Genomic DNA, 16,724 nt, shown 5'->3' with positions numbered 1-16,724 from the left:
CATGTTCGATCTCACAGGAATGACTGCCCTTGTGACCGGCGCCTCTGGGGGCATTGGTTCTGCGATTGCCGAGGCGTTGGCGGGGCAGGGGGCTCGGGTGGCGCTTTCGGGGACGCGGGAAGAGGCTTTGCGCGAGGTCGCGGGGCGGATCGGGGGCGATCCGGTCATTCTGCCTTGCAATCTGTCGGACGCGGCGGCCGTCGATGCGCTGGTGCCGCAGGCAGTCGAGGCGCTGGGCGGAAAGCTTGATATCCTCGTCAACAATGCCGGCGTGACCCGCGACAATTTGATCCTGCGCATGAAGGATGAGGAGTGGGACCAGGTGATCCGGGTCAATCTGGAAGCCGCGTTCCGCCTTTGCCGCGCCGCCGCCAAGCCGATGATGAAGGCGCGCTTCGGGCGGATCGTCTCGATCACCTCCGTCGTCGGCGCGACCGGCAATCCGGGGCAGGCCAATTACGCGGCCTCGAAAGGTGCGCTGACCGCCATGTCCAAGGCGCTGGCGCAGGAGCTGGCGAGCCGCGGCATCACCGTGAATTGTGTCGCGCCCGGCTTCATCACCTCGCCGATGACCGATGCGCTGCCCGACGCCCAAAAGGAAGCGCTGACCACCCGTATTCCCGCCGGGCGTCTCGGCGAAGGTGCCGACGTCGGCGCCGCAGTCGCCTATCTCGCAGCCAAGGAAGCGAGCTACGTCACCGGCCAGACGCTGCACGTCAACGGCGGCATGGCGATGATCTGAGGGAAAGGGTGACGGGACCGCTATGGCCGTTGGCCAGGAATATCCTCTGACGCCCGAGCGTCAGGTGGGCGCCGTTTAGGGCGAACCAGGGTCCGCCCAGGGACAGCTCCCATGGATGATTAATCGGCTCAGGGATAATGCTGAGGCTCGCACCGAGCAGTACCCGTCATCGCCAATCTAGGCGCTTGGACCGCCATCCTCAAGGTGCGCAGCGAGGGTTTCGACGCGCGCCGCAAGCTGCTCGACGGCGTCGGCCAATGCCAGATCGGTGTCGGGCGGCAGCGGCGCGCGCGTGCCCTGCCGCAGATCGTTGAGTTCGTCGGCCAGGAGCAAGGCGGCGAGCAGCAGCAGCCGGCTTTCATTGGCGTTGCCGACCGCGGCGCGCGCCTGCTCTGCCTTCTGGTCGACGAGCATGGCAACGCGGCGGAGCTGCGGCTCCTCGCCGTCGCGGCAGGCCACTTCGTAGCGGCGGCCGCCGACCTCGATCGAAACTTCGGCCATGGTCCCCCCAGTCCGGCCTTCAGCCCGTTGCCGTCAATCGATCGATCGCGGCGATCGCTTCGCGCGTTCGTTCGCGCAGCCGTTCGTGGCGCCGCATCAGCTTGGCATGTTCGGGATCGGGCTTGGCTGCGGCGCGCTGCGATGCCTCCTCGACCCGGGCCAGCGCCCGGTCGAGCCGCCTGATCGCATGGGCCAGCCGCTCATCTGTCACACGATCTTAACTAGCACGGTTAAGCGCCCGCGCAAACGACTCTCCTTCGCGCGTGGTTGACGCGTGGGGACGAAGACCGCAAAGCACGCCCGCCTGAGCACGACTCAGCCTCTTATCCTCAACTTCGGGACCGTAAATGACCGTCACGCACGACCAGCTCGCCAACGCCATCCGCGCACTGGCGATGGACGCGGTCGAGGCGGCGAATTCCGGGCATCCGGGCATGCCGATGGGCATGGCCGATGTCGCGACGGTGCTGTTCACCCAGTACCTCAAATTCGATCCCGCCGATCCGCATTGGCCCGACCGCGACCGTTTCGTGCTGTCGGCGGGGCATGGATCGATGCTGATCTATTCGCTGCTTTATTTGACCGGATACGAGCGGCCGACGATCGACGACATCAAGCGTTTCCGCCAGCTCGGCAGCCCGTGCGCCGGGCACCCGGAAAATTTCGAGCTGGCGGGCGTCGAGACCACGACCGGGCCGCTGGGTCAGGGCTTCGCGACCGCGGTCGGCATGGCAATTGCCGAGCGGCACCTGAATGCCAGCTACGGCGACGCGCTGGTTGACCACCGCACCTGGGTGATCGCCGGCGACGGCTGCCTGATGGAAGGGATCAACCATGAAGCAGTCGGCCTGGCCGGGCATCTGAAGCTCGGGCGGCTGATCGTCTTGTGGGACGACAACAAGATCACCATCGACGGCTCGACCGAGCTTTCGACCAGCGAGGATGTCGCCGGGCGATACACCGCATCGGGCTGGCACGTTGTCCGCTGCGACGGTCATGATCCGGCCGACACCGCCCGCGCGTTCGACGAAGCGATTGCCGACCCGCGTCCGTCGCTGGTCGCTTGCCGTACCATCATCGGCAAGGGCGCGCCGAACAAGCAGGGCACTTCTGCAACCCACGGTTCGGCACTGGGCGCCGCTGAAGTGGCGGCGGCGCGCGAGGCGCTGGTCTGGACGGCCGAGCCATTCGTGATTCCCGAGCCGATTGCGGCCGAATGGAAGCGCTTCGGCGCGCGGGGCGGGAAAGATCGATCCGCCTGGCAAAGCCGGTTCGAAGCCAGTGATCGCAAGACTGAGCTGGAAGCGCAGCTTGCCGGCCGCGTCTCGTCGGACTGGCTGAAGCCCTATATCGACGGGCTGCTCGCCAACCCGCAAAAGGTCGCGACGCGGAAGGCAAGCGAAATGGCGCTGGAGGCGATCAACGCCGCCGTGCCCTGGACGATCGGCGGCTCGGCTGACCTGACCGGCTCGAACAACACCAAAACAAAGGCGCTGAAGCCTTTGACGCGGGACGATTATTCGGGCCGCTACATCTATTACGGCATCCGCGAGTTCGGCATGGCCGCGGCGATGAACGGCCTTGCGCTGCACGGCGGCGTGATCCCGTACGGCGGCACGTTCCTGGTCTTCTCCGACTACTGCCGGCCGGCGATCCGCCTCTCCGCGCTCCAGGGCGCGCGCGTCGTCTATGTGATGACGCACGATTCGATCGGCCTTGGCGAGGATGGGCCGACGCACCAGCCGATCGAGCATCTGACGTCGCTGCGCCTGATCCCCAACCTCGACGTGCTTCGCCCGTGCGACACGATCGAGACGGCCGAATGCTGGGCGCTGTCGCTCGAGCGGACCGACGGTCCCTCGTTGCTCGCCCTGTCGCGCCAGAATTTGCCCCAGCTTCGCGAAGAGGCGGCCGAGAACCGCTGCGCCCGCGGTGCCTACCGGCTGCGGGCCGCTGAAGCGTCGCGGCGCGTGGTGCTGATCGCGACCGGATCGGAAGTCGAGATCGCCGTCGGCGTGCGCGATCGCCTCGAAGCCCAGGGCATCGGCGCCGACGTCGTCTCGATGCCGAGCTGGGTGCGTTTCGACGCGCAGGACGCGGATTACCGCTCGGGCCTGCTGCCGGCCAATGTGCTCAAGGTTTCGATCGAGGCGGGAACCACGCTGGGCTGGGAACGCTACACCGGCGCCGACGGGCTGCGCTTCGGCATCAACGGCTACGGCGCCTCGGCGCCGGCGCCGGACCTCTACAAGCATTTCGGGCTCACACCCGACGCGATCGCGCCGCAAATCCTCGCGGCGCTCAAGAACTAGGGAGCGAACATGACCAAAGTCGCCATCAATGGATTTGGCCGCATCGGCCGCCTCGTCGCGCGGGCGATGCTGGAGCGCAAGAACTCGGAGCTTGAGCTGGTCACGATCAATGATCTGGCCGATGCCAAGTCCAACGCCTGGCTGTTCAAGCGCGATTCCGTGCACGGCAAACATCCGGGCGAAGTCCATGCCGAGGGCAACGACCTCGTCATCGACGGCAAGCATGTGCGTGTGACGGCGGAGAAGGATCCGGCGAACCTGATCCATGGCGAGCTGGGCGTGGACCTGGTGCTCGAATGCACCGGCTTCTTCACCGACCGCGCGAGCGCCGAAAAGCACATCGCCGCCGGCGCGAAGAAAGTGCTGATCTCGGCGCCGGGCAAGAATGTCGACTTGACCGTCGTCTATGGCGTCAACGACGACAAGCTGACCGCCAACGACAAGATCGTCTCGAACGCGTCGTGCACCACCAACTGCCTGGCGCCGGTCGCCAAGGTGCTGAACGACAGCGTCGGCATCGAGCGCGGGCTGATGACGACGGTCCACGCCTACACCAACGACCAGAAGATCCTGGACCAGATCCATTCCGACCTGCGTCGCGCCCGCGCGGCCGCCATGTCGATGATCCCCACCACCACCGGCGCCGCCCGCGCAGTCGGCGAAGTGCTGCCGGAGCTGAAGGGCAAGCTCGACGGATCGGCGATCCGCGTGCCGGTGCCGGATGTGAGCCTGATCGACCTGACCTTCACGCCCAAGCGCGATACGACGCGGGACGAGATCAATGCGATCCTGAAGGCGGCGGCAGAGAGCGGCCGGCTCGCGGGCATCCTCGACTATTCGGACGAGCCTCTGGTCTCGATCGACCTGATGCATACGCCGGCCTCCTCGACCATCGACAGTCTCGAAACCGCGGTGCTGGAAGGCAAGCTCGTCCGCGTCGTCTCCTGGTACGACAATGAATGGGGCTTCTCGAACCGCATGGTCGACACTGCGACCGCGATAGCGAGGCTCGGCTGACGACAGGCACTCTTCGCGGGATTGCGCGCCACGCGTTCCCGCGTGCGCCGATGGAAGTGCTCGACCACGTCCATGTCACCCGTGAGGGCGGACTGGCGGGCGACTTCCGCGGCGCGATCCGGCCGGGTGGCAAGGATCGGCGTCAGGTCTCGATGATCGCGGCGGACAAATGGCTCGCCGCGATCGAGGAGCTGGGCACGGTCGTCGAATGGCAGGAACGCCGCGCGAACCTGCTGCTGGACGTCGTCGAGCTGCCGCAGCGTGCTGGCGCGGTCATACGCATCGGCCGCGACGTGCGGCTGGAAATCACATGCGAGTGCGATCCGTGCAGTCGCATGGACGCGATCGTGCCGGGCCTGAAGGCTGTGCTGACGCCCGACTGGCGCGGCGGCGCGCTGGCGCGGGTGCTCGACGGCGGCGACATTCGGGTCGGCGACCCGATCATCATCGAAGGTGAGGAATGAGCTACAAGACGCTGGACGACATGGGGGATATCCGTGGGCGCCGCGTGCTGGTCCGCGAGGACCTGAACGTGCCGACCGCCGAAGCGAAGGTAACCGACGACACGCGCCTGCGCGCGGCGGTGCCGACGATCGCCGAGCTGTCGGACAAGGGGGCGATCGTCCTGGTCCTCGCCCATTTCGGCCGGCCAAAGGGCAAGCGCGATCCGGAAATGTCGCTGGCGCTGGTCACCAAGCCGCTGTCCGACCTGCTCGGCCGTCCGGTCCAGTTCATCGACGATTGCGAAGGCGAGATCGCCGAAGCCGCCGTCGCAGACCTGAAACCCGGCGATATCGCCGTCCTCGAGAACACCCGCTTCCACGCCGGCGAGGAGCGCAACGATGCCGAGCTGGTGGCCGGCATGTCGCGTCTCGGCGACCTCTACGTCAACGACGCTTTCTCGGCCGCCCACCGCGCCCATGCCTCGACCGAAGGCCTCGCGCACATTCTTCCCGCCTTTGCCGGGCGGCAGATGGAAGCCGAGCTCGGCGCGCTCGAAAAGGCGCTGGGCAATCCCGAGCATCCGGTTGCGGCGGTGGTCGGGGGGGCAAAGGTCTCGACCAAGCTCGATGTGCTGAAGCACCTCGTCGCCAAGGTCGATCACCTGATCATCGGCGGCGGCATGGCGAACACCTTCCTCGCCGCGCGCGGGGTGAATGTCGGCAAGTCGCTCTGCGAGCATGACCTGACCGGCACGGCCGAGGCGATCCTGGAGGCGGCGGACCGCGCCAACTGCACGGTGCATCTGCCCTATGACGTGGTGGTCGCGAAGGAGTTCAAGCCGAACCCGCCGACCCGCATCGTCAACGTGCACGAGGTCGCGCCCGACGAGATGATCCTCGACATCGGCCCTGCGGCGACCGAGGCGTTGGCCGACGTGCTGAAGACCTGCCGCACTTTGGTCTGGAACGGCCCGCTCGGCGCGTTCGAGACGCCGCCCTTCGACGCCGCCACTGTCAGCCTCGCCAAGACCGCCGCCGCGCTCACCCGCGAAGGCTCGCTGGTCTCGGTCGCCGGCGGCGGCGACACGGTCGCGGCACTGAACCAGGCCGGCGTCGCCGACGATTTCACCTTCGTCTCGACCGCCGGCGGCGCCTTCCTCGAATGGATGGAAGGCAAGGAGCTGCCGGGCGTGGCGGCGCTGAACCGTTAAGCATCCGATCCGTTGAGGTTTCGGACGCGCGGCGTTAGCGCTGTCCCAAACTCCAAAATCCAGATCAGGGAAGAACATGAACACTGCCGACATGACCGCCAAGATTGCCGAAGGTAACGGCTTCATCGCCGCGCTCGACCAGAGCGGCGGGTCGACGCCCAAAGCGCTAAAGGGGTATGGCGTCGAGGAAGGGGCCTGGTCGACGGACGAGGAGATGTTCGGCCTGATCCACGAGATGCGCAGCCGCATCATCAGCTCGCCCTGCTTCAATGGGCAGAAAGTGATCGGCGCGATCCTGTTCGAGCGGACGATGGACGGGCAGGTGGACGGCAAGCCGGTCCCGCAGGCGCTGATCGAGAAGGGCGTCGTGCCCTTCATCAAGATCGACAAGGGCCTGGAGGCGGAGGTCAACGGCGTGCAGCTGATGAAGCCGATGCCGGAGCTGGACGCGCTGCTCGCCCGAGCCAAAAGCCTGGGCGTGTTCGGCACCAAGGAGCGCTCGGTGGTCAACCTCGCCAATCGCGAGGGCATCGCCGCCATCGTGAAGCAGCAGTTCGAAGTCGCGCAGCAGGTGCTCGCCCATGGGCTGGTGCCGATCATCGAGCCCGAAGTGAACATCAAGAGCGCCGAGCGTGAGGGGGCGGACCAGATCCTGCTGGAAGAGCTCACCAAGGCGCTCGACGCGATGCCCGGCACCGACAAGGTGATGCTGAAGCTGTCGATCCCGGCCAGGTCCGGCCTGTTCGACCCGCTGGTCGATCACCCGCGCGTGCTGCGCGTCGTGGCGCTCTCGGGCGGCTATGCCCGGCCCGAAGCCTGCGCGGAGCTCGCGAAGAATCGCGGCATGATCGCCAGCTTCAGCCGCGCGCTGCTGGAGGACTTGCGCCACCAGATGAGCGACGAGCAGTTCAACAGCTCGCTCGGCGGCGCGATCGACGAGATACACCACGCCTCGACGCAAAAGGCGCTGGTCAACGCGTAGCCGGGGAGAGCGGCATGGCTCAGGCAGAATGGTCCGCGGTCGACAGCTACATCGCGGACCATCTGCTTGGGGGTGATCCGGCGCTCGACGCCGCGCTGGCCGCCAATGCCGCGGCGGGGCTGCCCGCGATCGACGTCTCTCCCGTCCAGGGCAAGATGCTGCACCTGCTCGCGCGCGGCATGGGCGCGCGGCGGATTCTGGAAGTGGGGACGCTTGGCGGCTATTCGACGATCTGGCTCGCCCGCGCACTGCCGAAGGGCGGTCGCGTGGTCACGCTCGAGCTCGATCCCCACCATGCCGAGGTCGCCCGCTCCAACATCATGCACGCCGGTCTCGCGGACAAGGTTGAGGTCCGTGTCGGCCCCGCCGTCCAGACGCTCGACGCGATCATCGCGGACGGGGAAGAGCCGTTCGACTTCATCTTCGTCGACGCGGACAAGGAAGGCTATCCCGCTTATCTCCGCGCCGCGGTGCGCCTGTCGCGGCCGGGCACGATGATCGTGTTCGACAATGTCGTGCGCGAAGGCGGCATCCTCGATCCCGACCACGCCGATCCCCGCGTCCAGGGCACGCGCGCGCTGTTCGAGGCCATGGCCGCCGAACCCCGCCTCAGCGCCACCGCGGTCCAGACGGTCGGCGCGAAGAAATGGGACGGCCTCGCGCTCGCAATCGTCGATTGACGAGCGCTCAGGCCGTTTTGAGATCGGCTCCGGCATTCCACCCGGCCGCCGCGCGAAGGGCCGGCACATGGATGCATCCGATCGAGACGCAGGCGACGACGAGCCCCGCGATGATCTCGACAAGATAGTGCGAGCCCTCGACAGGCGTGGTGATCAGCATCGCAAGGTTCAGCAGGGCGAGAGGGAGGCGAAGCCGTCGGAAGGGCCACGCCGCCCAGACGAAAAGCAGCGCGGCGGCGGCGTGAAAGCTGGGAAAGCTCACAAGGCCGACCGGGCGTGACAGATCGATGGTCGTCAAAGTGCCGGCCCGGAGCGCGTCGATCACGATCACATGCTGGTCGGTCACGGCGGCCGGGTAAGACGGATGCCGACCGATCCAGTACGGCAGGGCCGATTGCGCTGGTACGTAGAGGAAGACGGCGGCCGTGATCGCCAGCGCAATCGCAAAGCAGATCAGAAAGGCCCTTAACCGCTCTGTCCTGCCCGTCAGGGCATGCGCGCAAATGACGATGATCGGCGACGCGAAGATGCTGAAATACATCTGCTTCGATGGCACCATCAGCCAGCGATGCCGGTCCATGAAATCGTACATGGCTGTCCAGTTGAAGCCGAGACGGACATCGGCAGCGGCGAGCCACGCGTCATAATAACCGACGGACGCCTTTGCGGCGGCGTAGGTCAGCAGAATCCCGAACACCGTCACGCCGAAAAAGAAGGACAAGCCTTCGAGCGCATCGATCAGCTTTCCGACCAGCGGATTTTGCACGCGCCCGCGGAACAGGGCCAGGCCGCCACCGGCTGCGATCAGAAGCAGGCCGGATCGACTCGCCCACCAGTCGATCGAGAGTCCCAGGGCAGCCAGGATCAACAGGGCAGCGGTGAGGCCGCAGCTCAGGAAGAGCCAGGCGCCGGTGCGTGAGATGGTCAGGATTGTCGGCTCCCCCTCGACCGCCAATTAGGAGGGAATTCGTGAAGGTTAGCCTAACTCGGGCTCGCTGCATCTCGTCCGATCTGGACCTTCAGCGCGGTCGCATCCGCGATCGCGTGGGCGTGGATGTCGTTGTTGAAATAGGCCCAGACCGCCCGCCCTTCGGCTTCCTGGCCGCGCATCCAGTCTGCCCAGTCTCGCAGCGCCTCTTTTGAATAGCGGCCCCAATATTTTCCGCTCGTGCCGTGGAAGCGGACATAGGCGGTGTTGCCGGTCGCTGCCCTCTGTGTGGCGAGGCCGGGGAAGTCGTGGGCGCAAAAGCCCACGCCGGCCGCGTCGAGGATCGCCAGCACCTCGTCCGCCAGCCAGCTCGGCTCCCGAAATTCGAAGACATGGGTAAGGTCCCTCGGCAGTAGGGCCAGAAAGCTTTCCAGCCGCTCGCGATCGAAGCGCCAGTTCGGCGGAAGCTGGTAGAGGATCGGCCCGAGCGCCGGTCGCAGATGCCGCGCGCGGGCCAGGAACTCGGCGATGCTCTCCTCGCATTCCTTCAGCTTGCGCATGTGCGTGATAAAGCGCGGCGCCTTGACCGCGTAGCAGAAACCCTCCGGCGCCTGCTCGCGCCACTTGGCGAACGTCTCGGCGGTCGGCCGGCGGTAGAAGCTCGCGTTGATCTCGACCGTGTCGAACGCCTGGGCGTAATGCGCGAACCAGCGCTTGACGGGCACGCCTTCGGGGTAGAAGTCCCCGCGCCAATGCCGGTAGTTCCAGCCGGAGCAGCCGATACGGATCATCCATGTCCAACGAGTCATTCGCCGAACTGTTCGCGCGCGACGAAGAACGCGATCCCTGCCAGCTTTACCTGATCTCGCCGCTGGACGTGGGCGGAGCCTTCCCCGACCGGCTCGCGCGCGCTCTCGACGCGGGGCCCGTCGCGGCCTTCCAGTTCCGGGTGAAGGAGGTCGACCAGCACCGGGCCGCGGCGCTGGCCGAGCCGCTGCAGCGCATCTGTGCCGAGCGTGACGTCGCGTTCATCGTCAACGATTCGATCGCGCTGGCGAAGCGGCTTGGCGCCGACGGGGTGCATCTGGGCCAGGACGACGGCGACCCGCGCGATGCACGACGGGTGCTGGGGCCGGGGGCGCAGATCGGCGTCACGGTCCATGACAGCAAGCACCTCGCGATGGAGGCGGGCGAAGCCGGCGCGGACTATGTCGCGTTCGGCGCATTCTACCCGACCACGACCAAGGAGGTCCGGCACCGGCCCGATCCGTCGATCCTCGACTGGTGGTCGACGATCTTCGAGATTCCGTGCGTCGCGATCGGCGGCATCACGCCCGATAATGCCCGGCCATTGATCGATGCAGGCGCCGATTTCATCGCTGTGTGCGGCGCGGTCTGGAACGCGCCCGAAGGCGAAGCGCAGGCGGTGCGGCGCTTTACGGAGCTGCTCGCCTAGGCAGCGTGGGGCGGGTGCTTCTGATCGTTCGCGAACAGGAAGCGCGTCTCGAATTGCTCCAGGCTCGGGCAGCCGGTCGGGCGGCGGCCTTCGCCACCGCCGTCTTTCGAGAACTCGCCGAATTTGCCCACGGCAGGCGCCAGCGGCTTCGGATGATTCGGCTTCACGACATCTGACACGGTGCGGCTCCCGATCGTCGGATACGCGCACTTCGGCCGGGCGTATTGCACAGAAGCGACGAAAGCGACGGACGCGGCGACGAAGCTGCGATCCGGCCCGGTCATTTCTCTGCCGGAAAGAAACGTGCTGCTCCGCGTTTGGCCTGGATCAGCAGGAGTAGCTCAGGCGTGAAACGAGTTCTGAAAGCCGCGGCCGTCGCCGCTTTGACGATCGCGGCAGCCACCGCAGCGCGGACGGAGACGGCGCCTGCCGGTTCCGACATCGATCGGACGGTGATGCATGTCCAGGTCATCCTCGACAAGCTCGGCTTCTCGCCCGGCGTGATCGACGGCAAGGAAGGCGAGTCGCTGCGGCTCGCGCTGCGCGGCTTCCAGGAAACGCATGGGCTGGAGCCGACCGGCAAGATCGACCAGCCGACGTTGCATGCGCTCTATCCGTTCCGCGGCAACCGGCCGACGATCCAGGTGCGGATTGCCCGCGAGGACGTTTCCGGGCCGTTCGTCAACCCGATCCCCAAGGATCCGGAGGAGCAGGCGAAACTGCCTTGCCTTTGCTACAGGACGGCGCTCGAGAAGATCGCTGAGCGCTTTCATACCTCGCCGGCGACATTGGTTGCGCTGAACAGCCCCGACACGCCGCTGAAGACCGGACAGGTCATAACCGTGCCCGGAATCCTGCCCAGCTCGCGCGACTATGCGCAGGTCAAGGACACGGGATGGCGGCAGACGCTGTCCAGCCTGAACGTCGACGCGCGCCAGCCGCAGGGCGACCGGGTCGTGGTCGACAAATCGGACGGCGTGCTGCGCGTGTTCGCCGGCGACCGCGTGGTCGGCCAGTTTCCCGTCACGATGGGCTCGGCCCACGACCCGCTGCCGATCGGGAATTGGAAGATCACCACCTTTTCCTACAACCCGAAGTTCCACTACAACCCCGACCTGTTCTGGGATGCGAAGGCCGGCGATGAGGAGCAGATGCTGCCGGCCGGCCCCAATGGTCCGGTGGGGGTGATCTGGATGGACCTGACCAAGGAACATTACGGCATCCACGGCACGTCGGAGCCGCAGACGATCGGCCGGACCGAAAGCCATGGCTGCATCCGGATGACCAACTGGGATGCCGCGCGCCTGTCGCTGATGGTCAAGCGCGGCACGCCGGCGATCTTCCAGGAATAGGCGCTTGAACAGGCTCGGCTGGTTCCTCCTCCTGATCTTCATCCTCGGCGCGATCGCGTTCGCGCTGATGCTGGGGCCGAGTTCTCGCGCGCCGGTTGCACTGCCGACGCCGCAGCCGACGCAGACCTCTGCGGCCTCCGCTCCGGCCGGCGCCGGTCTCGTGATCCCGGTCGCCGGCGTGAAGCCGGAGCAGCTGACCGACACCTGGGGCCAGAGCCGCGGCAACGGCACGCGCGAGCATCACGCGATCGACATCATGGCGCCGCGCGGAACGCCGGTCGTCGCGGCGGCGCCGGGCCGGATCGAGAAGATCTTCGAGAGCCACGATGGCGGCCACACCGTTTACATCCGCAGCCCCGACGGCTCGACCGTCTATTACTACGCGCATCTGGATGCCTACCGGCCCGGGCTCGTCGAGGGGCAGCAGGTCGGCACCGGCGACGTGATCGCGACGGTCGGCTCGACCGGCGACGCCAGCCCGGAGGCGCCGCACCTCCATTTCGAGATCAAGCACATGGCGCCGGGGGAGGGCTGGTGGCAGGGCCAGGAAGTCAATCCATACCCGCTGCTTGCCGGAAAGGCCGCCGCCAGCTAAGGCCCGCGCCACTTTCCAGTCTTTCTCAGGAACCGACATGAAGATCAGCGGCGTGGACATCCGTCCCGGCAACATCATCGAATATGAAGGCGGCCTGTGGCGCGCCGTGAAGATCCAGCATACCCAGCCGGGCAAGGGCGGCGCCTATATGCAGGTCGAGATGAAGAACCTCATCGACGGCCGCAAGACCAATGTCCGCTTCCGCTCTGCCGAGACGGTCGAGCGGGTGCGTCTGGACACCAAGGACTTCCAGTTCCTGTTCCGCGACGGCGACCAGCTGACCTTCATGGACAAGGACACCTACGACCAGATCACGCTCAGCGCCGACATGCTGGGCGACGAGGCCGCGTTCCTGCAGGACGGCATGGACGTGGTGCTCGAACTCTATGACGAGCGCCCGATCTCCGTGCAGCTGCCCGACACGATCGAAGCGACGATCGTCGAGGCCGACGCGGTGGTGAAGGGGCAGACCGCGTCGTCCAGCTACAAGCCGGCCGTGCTCGACAACGGCGTCCGCGTGATGGTCCCGCCGCACATCGCGAGCGGAACCCGGATCGTGGTCGACGTGTATGAGAAGACGTACGTCCGTCGGGCGGATTAACCAACCCTCTCCCGTCGGGAGAGGGTGGCCGAGCGTAGCGACGGCCGGGTGAGGGCGACCACCTCACCCTCACCCTCCCAAGCCTGCGGCTTGGGCCCAGTATCAGGTGAACAGCGCCCCGCGCTGTTCAGGTGATGCTGGGAGCATCACCGACCTGATACTCTCTCCCGATGGGAGAGGGGCTGATTGGAGCTTTGGATTTGCCATCCCATTCCGGCCTTCTCACCGTCATGGAGCGCGCGGCGCGCAAGGCGGGGCCGCGGCTGCGGCGCGACTTCAACGAGGTGCAGCACCTCCAGGTCTCGCGCAAAGGCCCGGCCGACTTCGTGTCTATGGCCGACCAGCGGGCCGAGCGCACGCTGTTCGACGAGCTGAAGAAGGCGCGGCCGGACTGGGGATTCCTGCTCGAGGAAGCGGGCGAGATCGAAGGCGATCCGTCGAAGCCGCGCTGGATCGTCGATCCGCTGGACGGCACGTCCAACTTCCTGCACGGCATTCCCCACTTCGCGATCTCGATCGCGGTGCAGGAGCCGTCGGGCGAGATCACCAGCGGCCTGGTCTACCAGCCGCTGACCGACGAGAGCTTCTGGGCGGAGAAGGGTCGGGGCGCGTGGCTGCAGGACCAGCGCCTGCGCGTTTCCTCGCGCCGCACCCTCGACGAAGCGCTGATCGCGACCGGCATCCCGTTCAAGGGCCATGGCGACATGGCGCAGTGGAGCCGGATCTTCGGCGCGGTCGCGCCCGAAGTCGCCGGCATCCGCCGCTTCGGCTCCGCCGCGCTGGATCTCGCCTGGGTCGCGGGCGGCCGGTATGACGGCTTCTGGGAAGCGGGCCTGAAGCCTTGGGACGTCGCCGCCGGCATCCTGCTGGTGCGCGAGGCGGGCGGCTTCGTCACCGATTTCCGCGGCGGCGACCGCGCGATGGAACGCAGCGAGTTCCTGGCCGCCAACGACGCGCTCCATTCCCGGCTGCACAAATTGGTCGCGGGCGCGCTGCGCTGACCGCGGACGACCTGGGCAACATGGACGACTTTTACATGGAATCGGGAAAATTTTCCCTTTCCCGTGAACGGACCGCGCACCGATCGATTGAACGTTGAGAAAGAGCCGGCGGCAGCATGGCACAGCCGCCGGGGTGTAGGACAGCGTTTCGTCAGGCTGCGTGGTCCAGCCGTTTCAGCAGGTCCTCGAAATCCGCATCGTTGGCCGGCTGTTCGAACGCCGAACCCAACAGCTTTGCCAGCGCGGCGGACCGGGGCGGGGCCGCCGCGACGCGCTTTTCGTCCTCGAAGAGATTTTCCAGCAGCAGCGGCGCGCGCTCGCGCAGCTTGATCAGCTCGCCGCCCGGGAAGGTGACGGCCAGGCGCAGGCCAGCCACGGACGAGGCATTGCGCAGCGTACGGCGCGCCGACGTGAAGATGTGCTGCACCACCTCGCGGCGCTCGACCGCGCCCGGCTCCTCGATCGCGGACAGCCGGTGCAGGCTGTAGAGGCCCAGCAGCGCCGACAGCAGGAAGAAGAATTCCCAGTGCGAGAAGGTGATGCCGAGCAATTGCTCGACGCCTGACGGGCTGAACCAGTTGAGCGACAGCTCAAGCCGGCGGCGCGCGAAGAAATCCGCCGCCCAGCCGCCGACGATCGGCGCCGAGCCGGCAGCAAGCGCGCTGACCAGCGCATTGGTCGCCATGAAGCTGGTCGCCGCTCCCGACGGGCTGAGCTTCATCACGATATTCCCCGCCGCGAGCCCGACCCCGGCGCCGCTTGCGCCCATCACGATGTGGAGCAGGATCAGGTAGGTCGCGCGCGCGGTATCGCCGGGAACATCGCTCGCGAACGCCATCGCGGCGACGCAGAGGAGATAGAGCGGGCTCGCGACCGCCAGCGTCGACTTGTTCGTGAAGCGGTCGCTGAGTCGCCCCCATTGGCGCACGAAGGCGACATTGGCGAGCTGGCTGATCACGGTCAGCATCAGCACGAAGCTCATGCTGAAGCCGAGCGCGCGGACGAAATAGACGGTGAAGAACGGCGTCGCGAGGTTCACCGCGAATTGCCAGCTGGCGACATAGCGCAGCAGCTTGCGGAAATTGGCGTGGCGCAGCGGTTCCCAGAGCAGGCGGTGCAGCGGCGCGCCGACGCTTTCCGCGGCCATCACCGGCTCCGGCACCTGGGCGAGCGCCGCAGCGCTGATCAGGCCGAAGATGAAACCGGCGATGTAGAGCGCGCTGAAGATGCGGTCGCCGATCGTTTCCGAGCCTTGAGCCCAGCCGAGCGCGACCGCCGCCGTGACCGTCGCGCCGGCGCTGACGATGGTCCCGTAAAGCCCGCGCCGGGAGGAGAAGTGACCCAGCCGGTCCGCCGGGACCAGGTCCCGGATCCAGCTATTCCAGCTGCAGGCCGAGGCCGCGTTCACGCCATAATGGAGCAGGGCGGCACAGAGCAGGACGATGGTCGCGACGCGCCGGCTGGGGATGAACGGGACCGCCGCGTAGATCGGGAGGGCCAGCCGGGCAATGAACACGCCGGAGACGGAGAGCAATTTGCGCCGCCGCACCCGCTCGACCAGCTTCACCATCGGCGCCTGCAGCACCTGAGTGAGCAGCGGAATGGCGGCAAGATAGCCGATCGCGATCGTCGACGCGCCGATGTGCAGCGCCAGCGCGAGCAGCACCACGCCGCTGTTGAGCGCGCCGATCGCGGTGGCTGCGGCGGCGTCGATCATCAGGAAGCGGATGCCGCGCTCGCACTCCTGCGCGCTGATATGCGCCTGGGGCTGAAGCATGTCAGGGTGAACCGGCGAGGGGGAGGGCGTGTTCCGCTCTTTTCGCGGGCGGGTAAGGTGTTGCGTCAACGCCACCTCCGGCCTAGATGCCCGCCCAAGTCCGCTGCGTGTCCCTTCACGCAGCGCGCACCTGACGGAGTTATGTGATGGCGTCGGTCGCCGCCGGCTATTTGCCGATCCTGTTGTTCCTGGGCGTGGCGTTGCTGCTGTCGAGCGCGTTCGTCTTCCTGCCGATGATCGCGGCGCGGCTGACGGGCACGCACCAGCCCTATCCGGAAAAGCTCAGCGAATATGAATGCGGCTTTCCCGCGTTCGAGGACAGCCGCAGCCAGTTCGACGTGCGCTTTTACTTGGTGGCGATTCTGTTCATCATCTTCGACCTCGAGGCCGCGTTCCTGTGGCCCTGGGCGGTTTCGCTGTTCAGCGTGGGCTGGGCGAGCTGGATCGCGATGATGATCTTCCTCGGCGAACTGGTGCTCGGCTACATCTATGCGTGGAAGAAGGGAGCGCTGGAATGGGAGTGATGCTCAGCCCGGCCGAGAACGTCTTCCCGCCCGAAGGCAAGCTTCCCGACCAGAATTACTTCAACGACCTGAACTCGGAACTGACCGACAAGGGCTTTCTGGTCACCTCGACCGAGGACCTGTTCCAGTGGGCGCGGACCGGCTCGCTGTGGTGGATGACGTTCGGTCTCGCCTGCTGCGCGGTCGAGATGATCCATGTGAACATGCCGCGTTACGACCTCGAGCGGTTCGGGGTCGCGCCGCGCGCGTCCCCGCGCCAGTCGGACGTGATGATCGTCGCCGGCACGCTCTGCAACAAGATGGCGCCGGCGCTGCGCCGCGTCTACGACCAGATGTCGGAGCCGCGCTATGTGATCTCGATGGGATCGTGCGCGAACGGCGGCGGCTATTACCACTATAGCTACAGCGTCGTGCGCGGCTGCGACCGGATCGTGCCGGTCGACATCTACGTCCCCGGCTGCCCGCCGACCGCCGAGGCGCTGCTGTACGGCATCATGCAGCTGCAACGGAAAATCCGCCGCGCGGGGACGATCGAACGGTGATGGGCGAACACGAAATCCTCCCCGGGACGGGGAGGTGGCAGGCCGCAGGCCTGACGGAGG

At 66.7% G+C, this 16,724-nt stretch carries 20 protein-coding genes and 1 other RNA gene; 14 read left to right on the top strand and 7 right to left on the bottom strand.

What is annotated here, in order from left to right; translation table 11 throughout:
- The first annotated feature begins 1 nt into the window (after position 1).
- Positions 2–742 carry a 3-oxoacyl-[acyl-carrier-protein] reductase gene (gene fabG / locus SCH01S_RS05695; RefSeq protein ID WP_046347824.1) on the top strand — a complete coding sequence of 247 codons (741 nt, stop codon included), beginning with the start codon at positions 2–4 and terminating at the stop codon, positions 740–742.
- Between the two features lie 10 nt (positions 743–752).
- On the opposite strand, the gene ssrS is transcribed toward fabG, so the two are convergent.
- From ssrS to SCH01S_RS05685, 3 genes are all read right to left on the bottom strand, one after another.
- Positions 753–908: non-coding RNA, 6S RNA (gene ssrS, locus SCH01S_RS16035), on the bottom strand.
- Positions 909–919: 11 nt separating this feature from the next.
- Positions 920–1,243 (bottom strand): cell division protein ZapA, encoded by a 324-nt coding sequence (locus SCH01S_RS05690; RefSeq protein WP_046347823.1) that lies wholly within the window; start codon positions 1,241–1,243, stop codon positions 920–922.
- A gap of 19 nt (positions 1,244–1,262) precedes the next feature.
- Complete coding sequence (locus SCH01S_RS05685) at positions 1,263–1,454, bottom strand: hypothetical protein (protein ID WP_046347822.1); 192 nt, start codon at positions 1,452–1,454, stop codon at positions 1,263–1,265.
- A gap of 136 nt (positions 1,455–1,590) precedes the next feature.
- On the opposite strand from SCH01S_RS05685, the gene tkt reads away from it, so the two are divergent.
- The 6 genes from tkt (at position 1,591) to SCH01S_RS05655 (ending at position 7,888) form a co-directional block, all read left to right on the top strand.
- The gene (tkt, locus tag SCH01S_RS05680) at positions 1,591–3,555 is read left to right on the top strand and encodes a transketolase (protein WP_046347821.1); all 1,965 of its coding nucleotides are present in this window, start codon (positions 1,591–1,593) and stop codon (positions 3,553–3,555) included.
- Between the two features lie 9 nt (positions 3,556–3,564).
- Entirely contained in the window at positions 3,565–4,572 is a 1,008-nt protein-coding gene (gene gap, locus SCH01S_RS05675; protein ID WP_046347820.1) for a type I glyceraldehyde-3-phosphate dehydrogenase, read from the top strand.
- 50 nt (positions 4,573–4,622) lie between these two features.
- The gene (locus SCH01S_RS05670) at positions 4,623–5,036 is read left to right on the top strand and encodes an MOSC domain-containing protein (protein ID WP_046347819.1); all 414 of its coding nucleotides are present in this window, start codon (positions 4,623–4,625) and stop codon (positions 5,034–5,036) included.
- Complete coding sequence (locus SCH01S_RS05665; RefSeq protein ID WP_046347818.1) at positions 5,033–6,226, top strand: phosphoglycerate kinase; 1,194 nt, start codon at positions 5,033–5,035, stop codon at positions 6,224–6,226. The genes SCH01S_RS05670 and SCH01S_RS05665 overlap by 4 nt, the downstream gene beginning before the upstream one ends.
- Positions 6,227–6,302: 76 nt before the next feature.
- Positions 6,303–7,208 (top strand): fructose bisphosphate aldolase, encoded by a 906-nt coding sequence (locus SCH01S_RS05660; protein ID WP_046347817.1) that lies wholly within the window; start codon positions 6,303–6,305, stop codon positions 7,206–7,208.
- Between the two features lie 14 nt (positions 7,209–7,222).
- On the top strand, positions 7,223–7,888 hold the full coding sequence (locus tag SCH01S_RS05655; RefSeq protein WP_046347816.1) for an O-methyltransferase: 666 nt from the start codon (positions 7,223–7,225) through the stop codon (positions 7,886–7,888).
- 7 nt (positions 7,889–7,895) lie between these two features.
- Here the strand turns inward: SCH01S_RS05655 and SCH01S_RS05650 are convergent, their stop codons facing one another.
- Together SCH01S_RS05650 and SCH01S_RS05645 are read right to left on the bottom strand one after the other, a co-directional pair.
- Positions 7,896–8,843, bottom strand: coding sequence for a phosphatase PAP2 family protein (locus SCH01S_RS05650; RefSeq protein ID WP_046347815.1), 948 nt, complete (start codon positions 8,841–8,843; stop codon positions 7,896–7,898).
- Between the two features lie 26 nt (positions 8,844–8,869).
- Positions 8,870–9,625 carry a DUF72 domain-containing protein gene (locus SCH01S_RS05645; protein ID WP_245612166.1) on the bottom strand — a complete coding sequence of 252 codons (756 nt, stop codon included), beginning with the start codon at positions 9,623–9,625 and terminating at the stop codon, positions 8,870–8,872.
- On the opposite strand from SCH01S_RS05645, the gene thiE reads away from it, so the two are divergent.
- Positions 9,610–10,272, top strand: a complete 663-nt coding sequence (gene thiE / locus SCH01S_RS05640) for a thiamine phosphate synthase (protein ID WP_046347813.1) — start codon at positions 9,610–9,612, stop codon at positions 10,270–10,272. The two genes, SCH01S_RS05645 and thiE, sit on opposite strands and share 16 nt — an antisense overlap.
- On the opposite strand, the gene SCH01S_RS16740 is transcribed toward thiE, so the two are convergent.
- On the bottom strand, positions 10,269–10,451 hold the full coding sequence (locus tag SCH01S_RS16740; protein ID WP_169746359.1) for a hypothetical protein: 183 nt from the start codon (positions 10,449–10,451) through the stop codon (positions 10,269–10,271). The genes thiE and SCH01S_RS16740 overlap by 4 nt on opposite strands.
- Before the next feature lie 168 nt (positions 10,452–10,619).
- Here SCH01S_RS16740 and SCH01S_RS05630 point away from each other — a divergent pair, with 168 nt between their 5' ends.
- The 4 genes from SCH01S_RS05630 (at position 10,620) to SCH01S_RS05615 (ending at position 13,821) form a co-directional block, all read left to right on the top strand.
- A complete protein-coding gene (locus SCH01S_RS05630; RefSeq protein ID WP_046347811.1) occupies positions 10,620–11,624 on the top strand; it encodes a L,D-transpeptidase family protein in 1,005 nt (334 codons plus the stop codon).
- A gap of 4 nt (positions 11,625–11,628) precedes the next feature.
- Positions 11,629–12,219 (top strand): M23 family metallopeptidase, encoded by a 591-nt coding sequence (locus tag SCH01S_RS05625; RefSeq protein ID WP_046347810.1) that lies wholly within the window; start codon positions 11,629–11,631, stop codon positions 12,217–12,219.
- Positions 12,220–12,256: 37 nt separating this feature from the next.
- The gene (gene efp, locus SCH01S_RS05620; RefSeq protein WP_046347809.1) at positions 12,257–12,820 is read left to right on the top strand and encodes an elongation factor P; all 564 of its coding nucleotides are present in this window, start codon (positions 12,257–12,259) and stop codon (positions 12,818–12,820) included.
- A 200-nt stretch (positions 12,821–13,020) separates the two neighbouring features.
- Complete coding sequence (locus SCH01S_RS05615) at positions 13,021–13,821, top strand: inositol monophosphatase family protein (RefSeq protein WP_046347850.1); 801 nt, start codon at positions 13,021–13,023, stop codon at positions 13,819–13,821.
- 151 nt (positions 13,822–13,972) lie between these two features.
- Here SCH01S_RS05615 and SCH01S_RS05610 read toward each other — a convergent pair whose 3' ends face one another.
- On the bottom strand, positions 13,973–15,598 hold the full coding sequence (locus tag SCH01S_RS05610) for an MFS transporter (protein ID WP_052733797.1): 1,626 nt from the start codon (positions 15,596–15,598) through the stop codon (positions 13,973–13,975).
- 146 nt (positions 15,599–15,744) lie between these two features.
- Here SCH01S_RS05610 and ndhC point away from each other — a divergent pair, with 146 nt between their 5' ends.
- Entirely contained in the window at positions 15,745–16,122 is a 378-nt protein-coding gene (ndhC, locus tag SCH01S_RS05605) for an NADH-quinone oxidoreductase subunit A (protein WP_046347808.1), read from the top strand.
- Positions 16,113–16,664, top strand: coding sequence for a NuoB/complex I 20 kDa subunit family protein (locus tag SCH01S_RS05600; RefSeq protein ID WP_046347807.1), 552 nt, complete (start codon positions 16,113–16,115; stop codon positions 16,662–16,664). Before ndhC ends, SCH01S_RS05600 begins: the two co-directional genes overlap by 10 nt.
- Positions 16,665–16,724: the final 60 nt, after the last annotated feature.

The sequence above is a fragment of the Sphingomonas changbaiensis NBRC 104936 genome (genome assembly GCF_000974765.1).
Lineage (GTDB): Bacteria > Pseudomonadota > Alphaproteobacteria > Sphingomonadales > Sphingomonadaceae > Sphingomonas_B > Sphingomonas_B changbaiensis.
This window is presented reverse-complemented; position numbering and strand designations above follow the sequence as displayed.

Bases quoted from the DNA above. Each gene is read 5' to 3' on its own strand.
- fabG (WP_046347824.1), top strand. From the start codon at position 2: ATGTTCGATCTCACAGGAATGACTGCCCTTGTGACCGGCGCCTCTGGG.
- SCH01S_RS05665 (WP_046347818.1), top strand. From the start codon at position 5,033: ATGAGCTACAAGACGCTGGACGACATGGGGGATATCCGTGGGCGCCGC.
- ndhC (WP_046347808.1), top strand. From the start codon at position 15,745: ATGGCGTCGGTCGCCGCCGGCTATTTGCCGATCCTGTTGTTCCTGGGC.
- SCH01S_RS05610 (WP_052733797.1), bottom strand. From the start codon at position 15,598: ATGCTTCAGCCCCAGGCGCATATCAGCGCGCAGGAGTGCGAGCGCGGC.
- efp (WP_046347809.1), top strand. From the start codon at position 12,257: ATGAAGATCAGCGGCGTGGACATCCGTCCCGGCAACATCATCGAATAT.
- SCH01S_RS05645 (WP_245612166.1), bottom strand. From the start codon at position 9,625: ATGACTCGTTGGACATGGATGATCCGTATCGGCTGCTCCGGCTGGAAC.
- SCH01S_RS05660 (WP_046347817.1), top strand. From the start codon at position 6,303: ATGAACACTGCCGACATGACCGCCAAGATTGCCGAAGGTAACGGCTTC.
- SCH01S_RS05670 (WP_046347819.1), top strand. From the start codon at position 4,623: ATGGAAGTGCTCGACCACGTCCATGTCACCCGTGAGGGCGGACTGGCG.
- thiE (WP_046347813.1), top strand. From the start codon at position 9,610: ATGTCCAACGAGTCATTCGCCGAACTGTTCGCGCGCGACGAAGAACGC.
- SCH01S_RS05600 (WP_046347807.1), top strand. From the start codon at position 16,113: ATGGGAGTGATGCTCAGCCCGGCCGAGAACGTCTTCCCGCCCGAAGGC.
- tkt (WP_046347821.1), top strand. From the start codon at position 1,591: ATGACCGTCACGCACGACCAGCTCGCCAACGCCATCCGCGCACTGGCG.
- gap (WP_046347820.1), top strand. From the start codon at position 3,565: ATGACCAAAGTCGCCATCAATGGATTTGGCCGCATCGGCCGCCTCGTC.
- SCH01S_RS05690 (WP_046347823.1), bottom strand. From the start codon at position 1,243: ATGGCCGAAGTTTCGATCGAGGTCGGCGGCCGCCGCTACGAAGTGGCC.
- SCH01S_RS05655 (WP_046347816.1), top strand. From the start codon at position 7,223: ATGGCTCAGGCAGAATGGTCCGCGGTCGACAGCTACATCGCGGACCAT.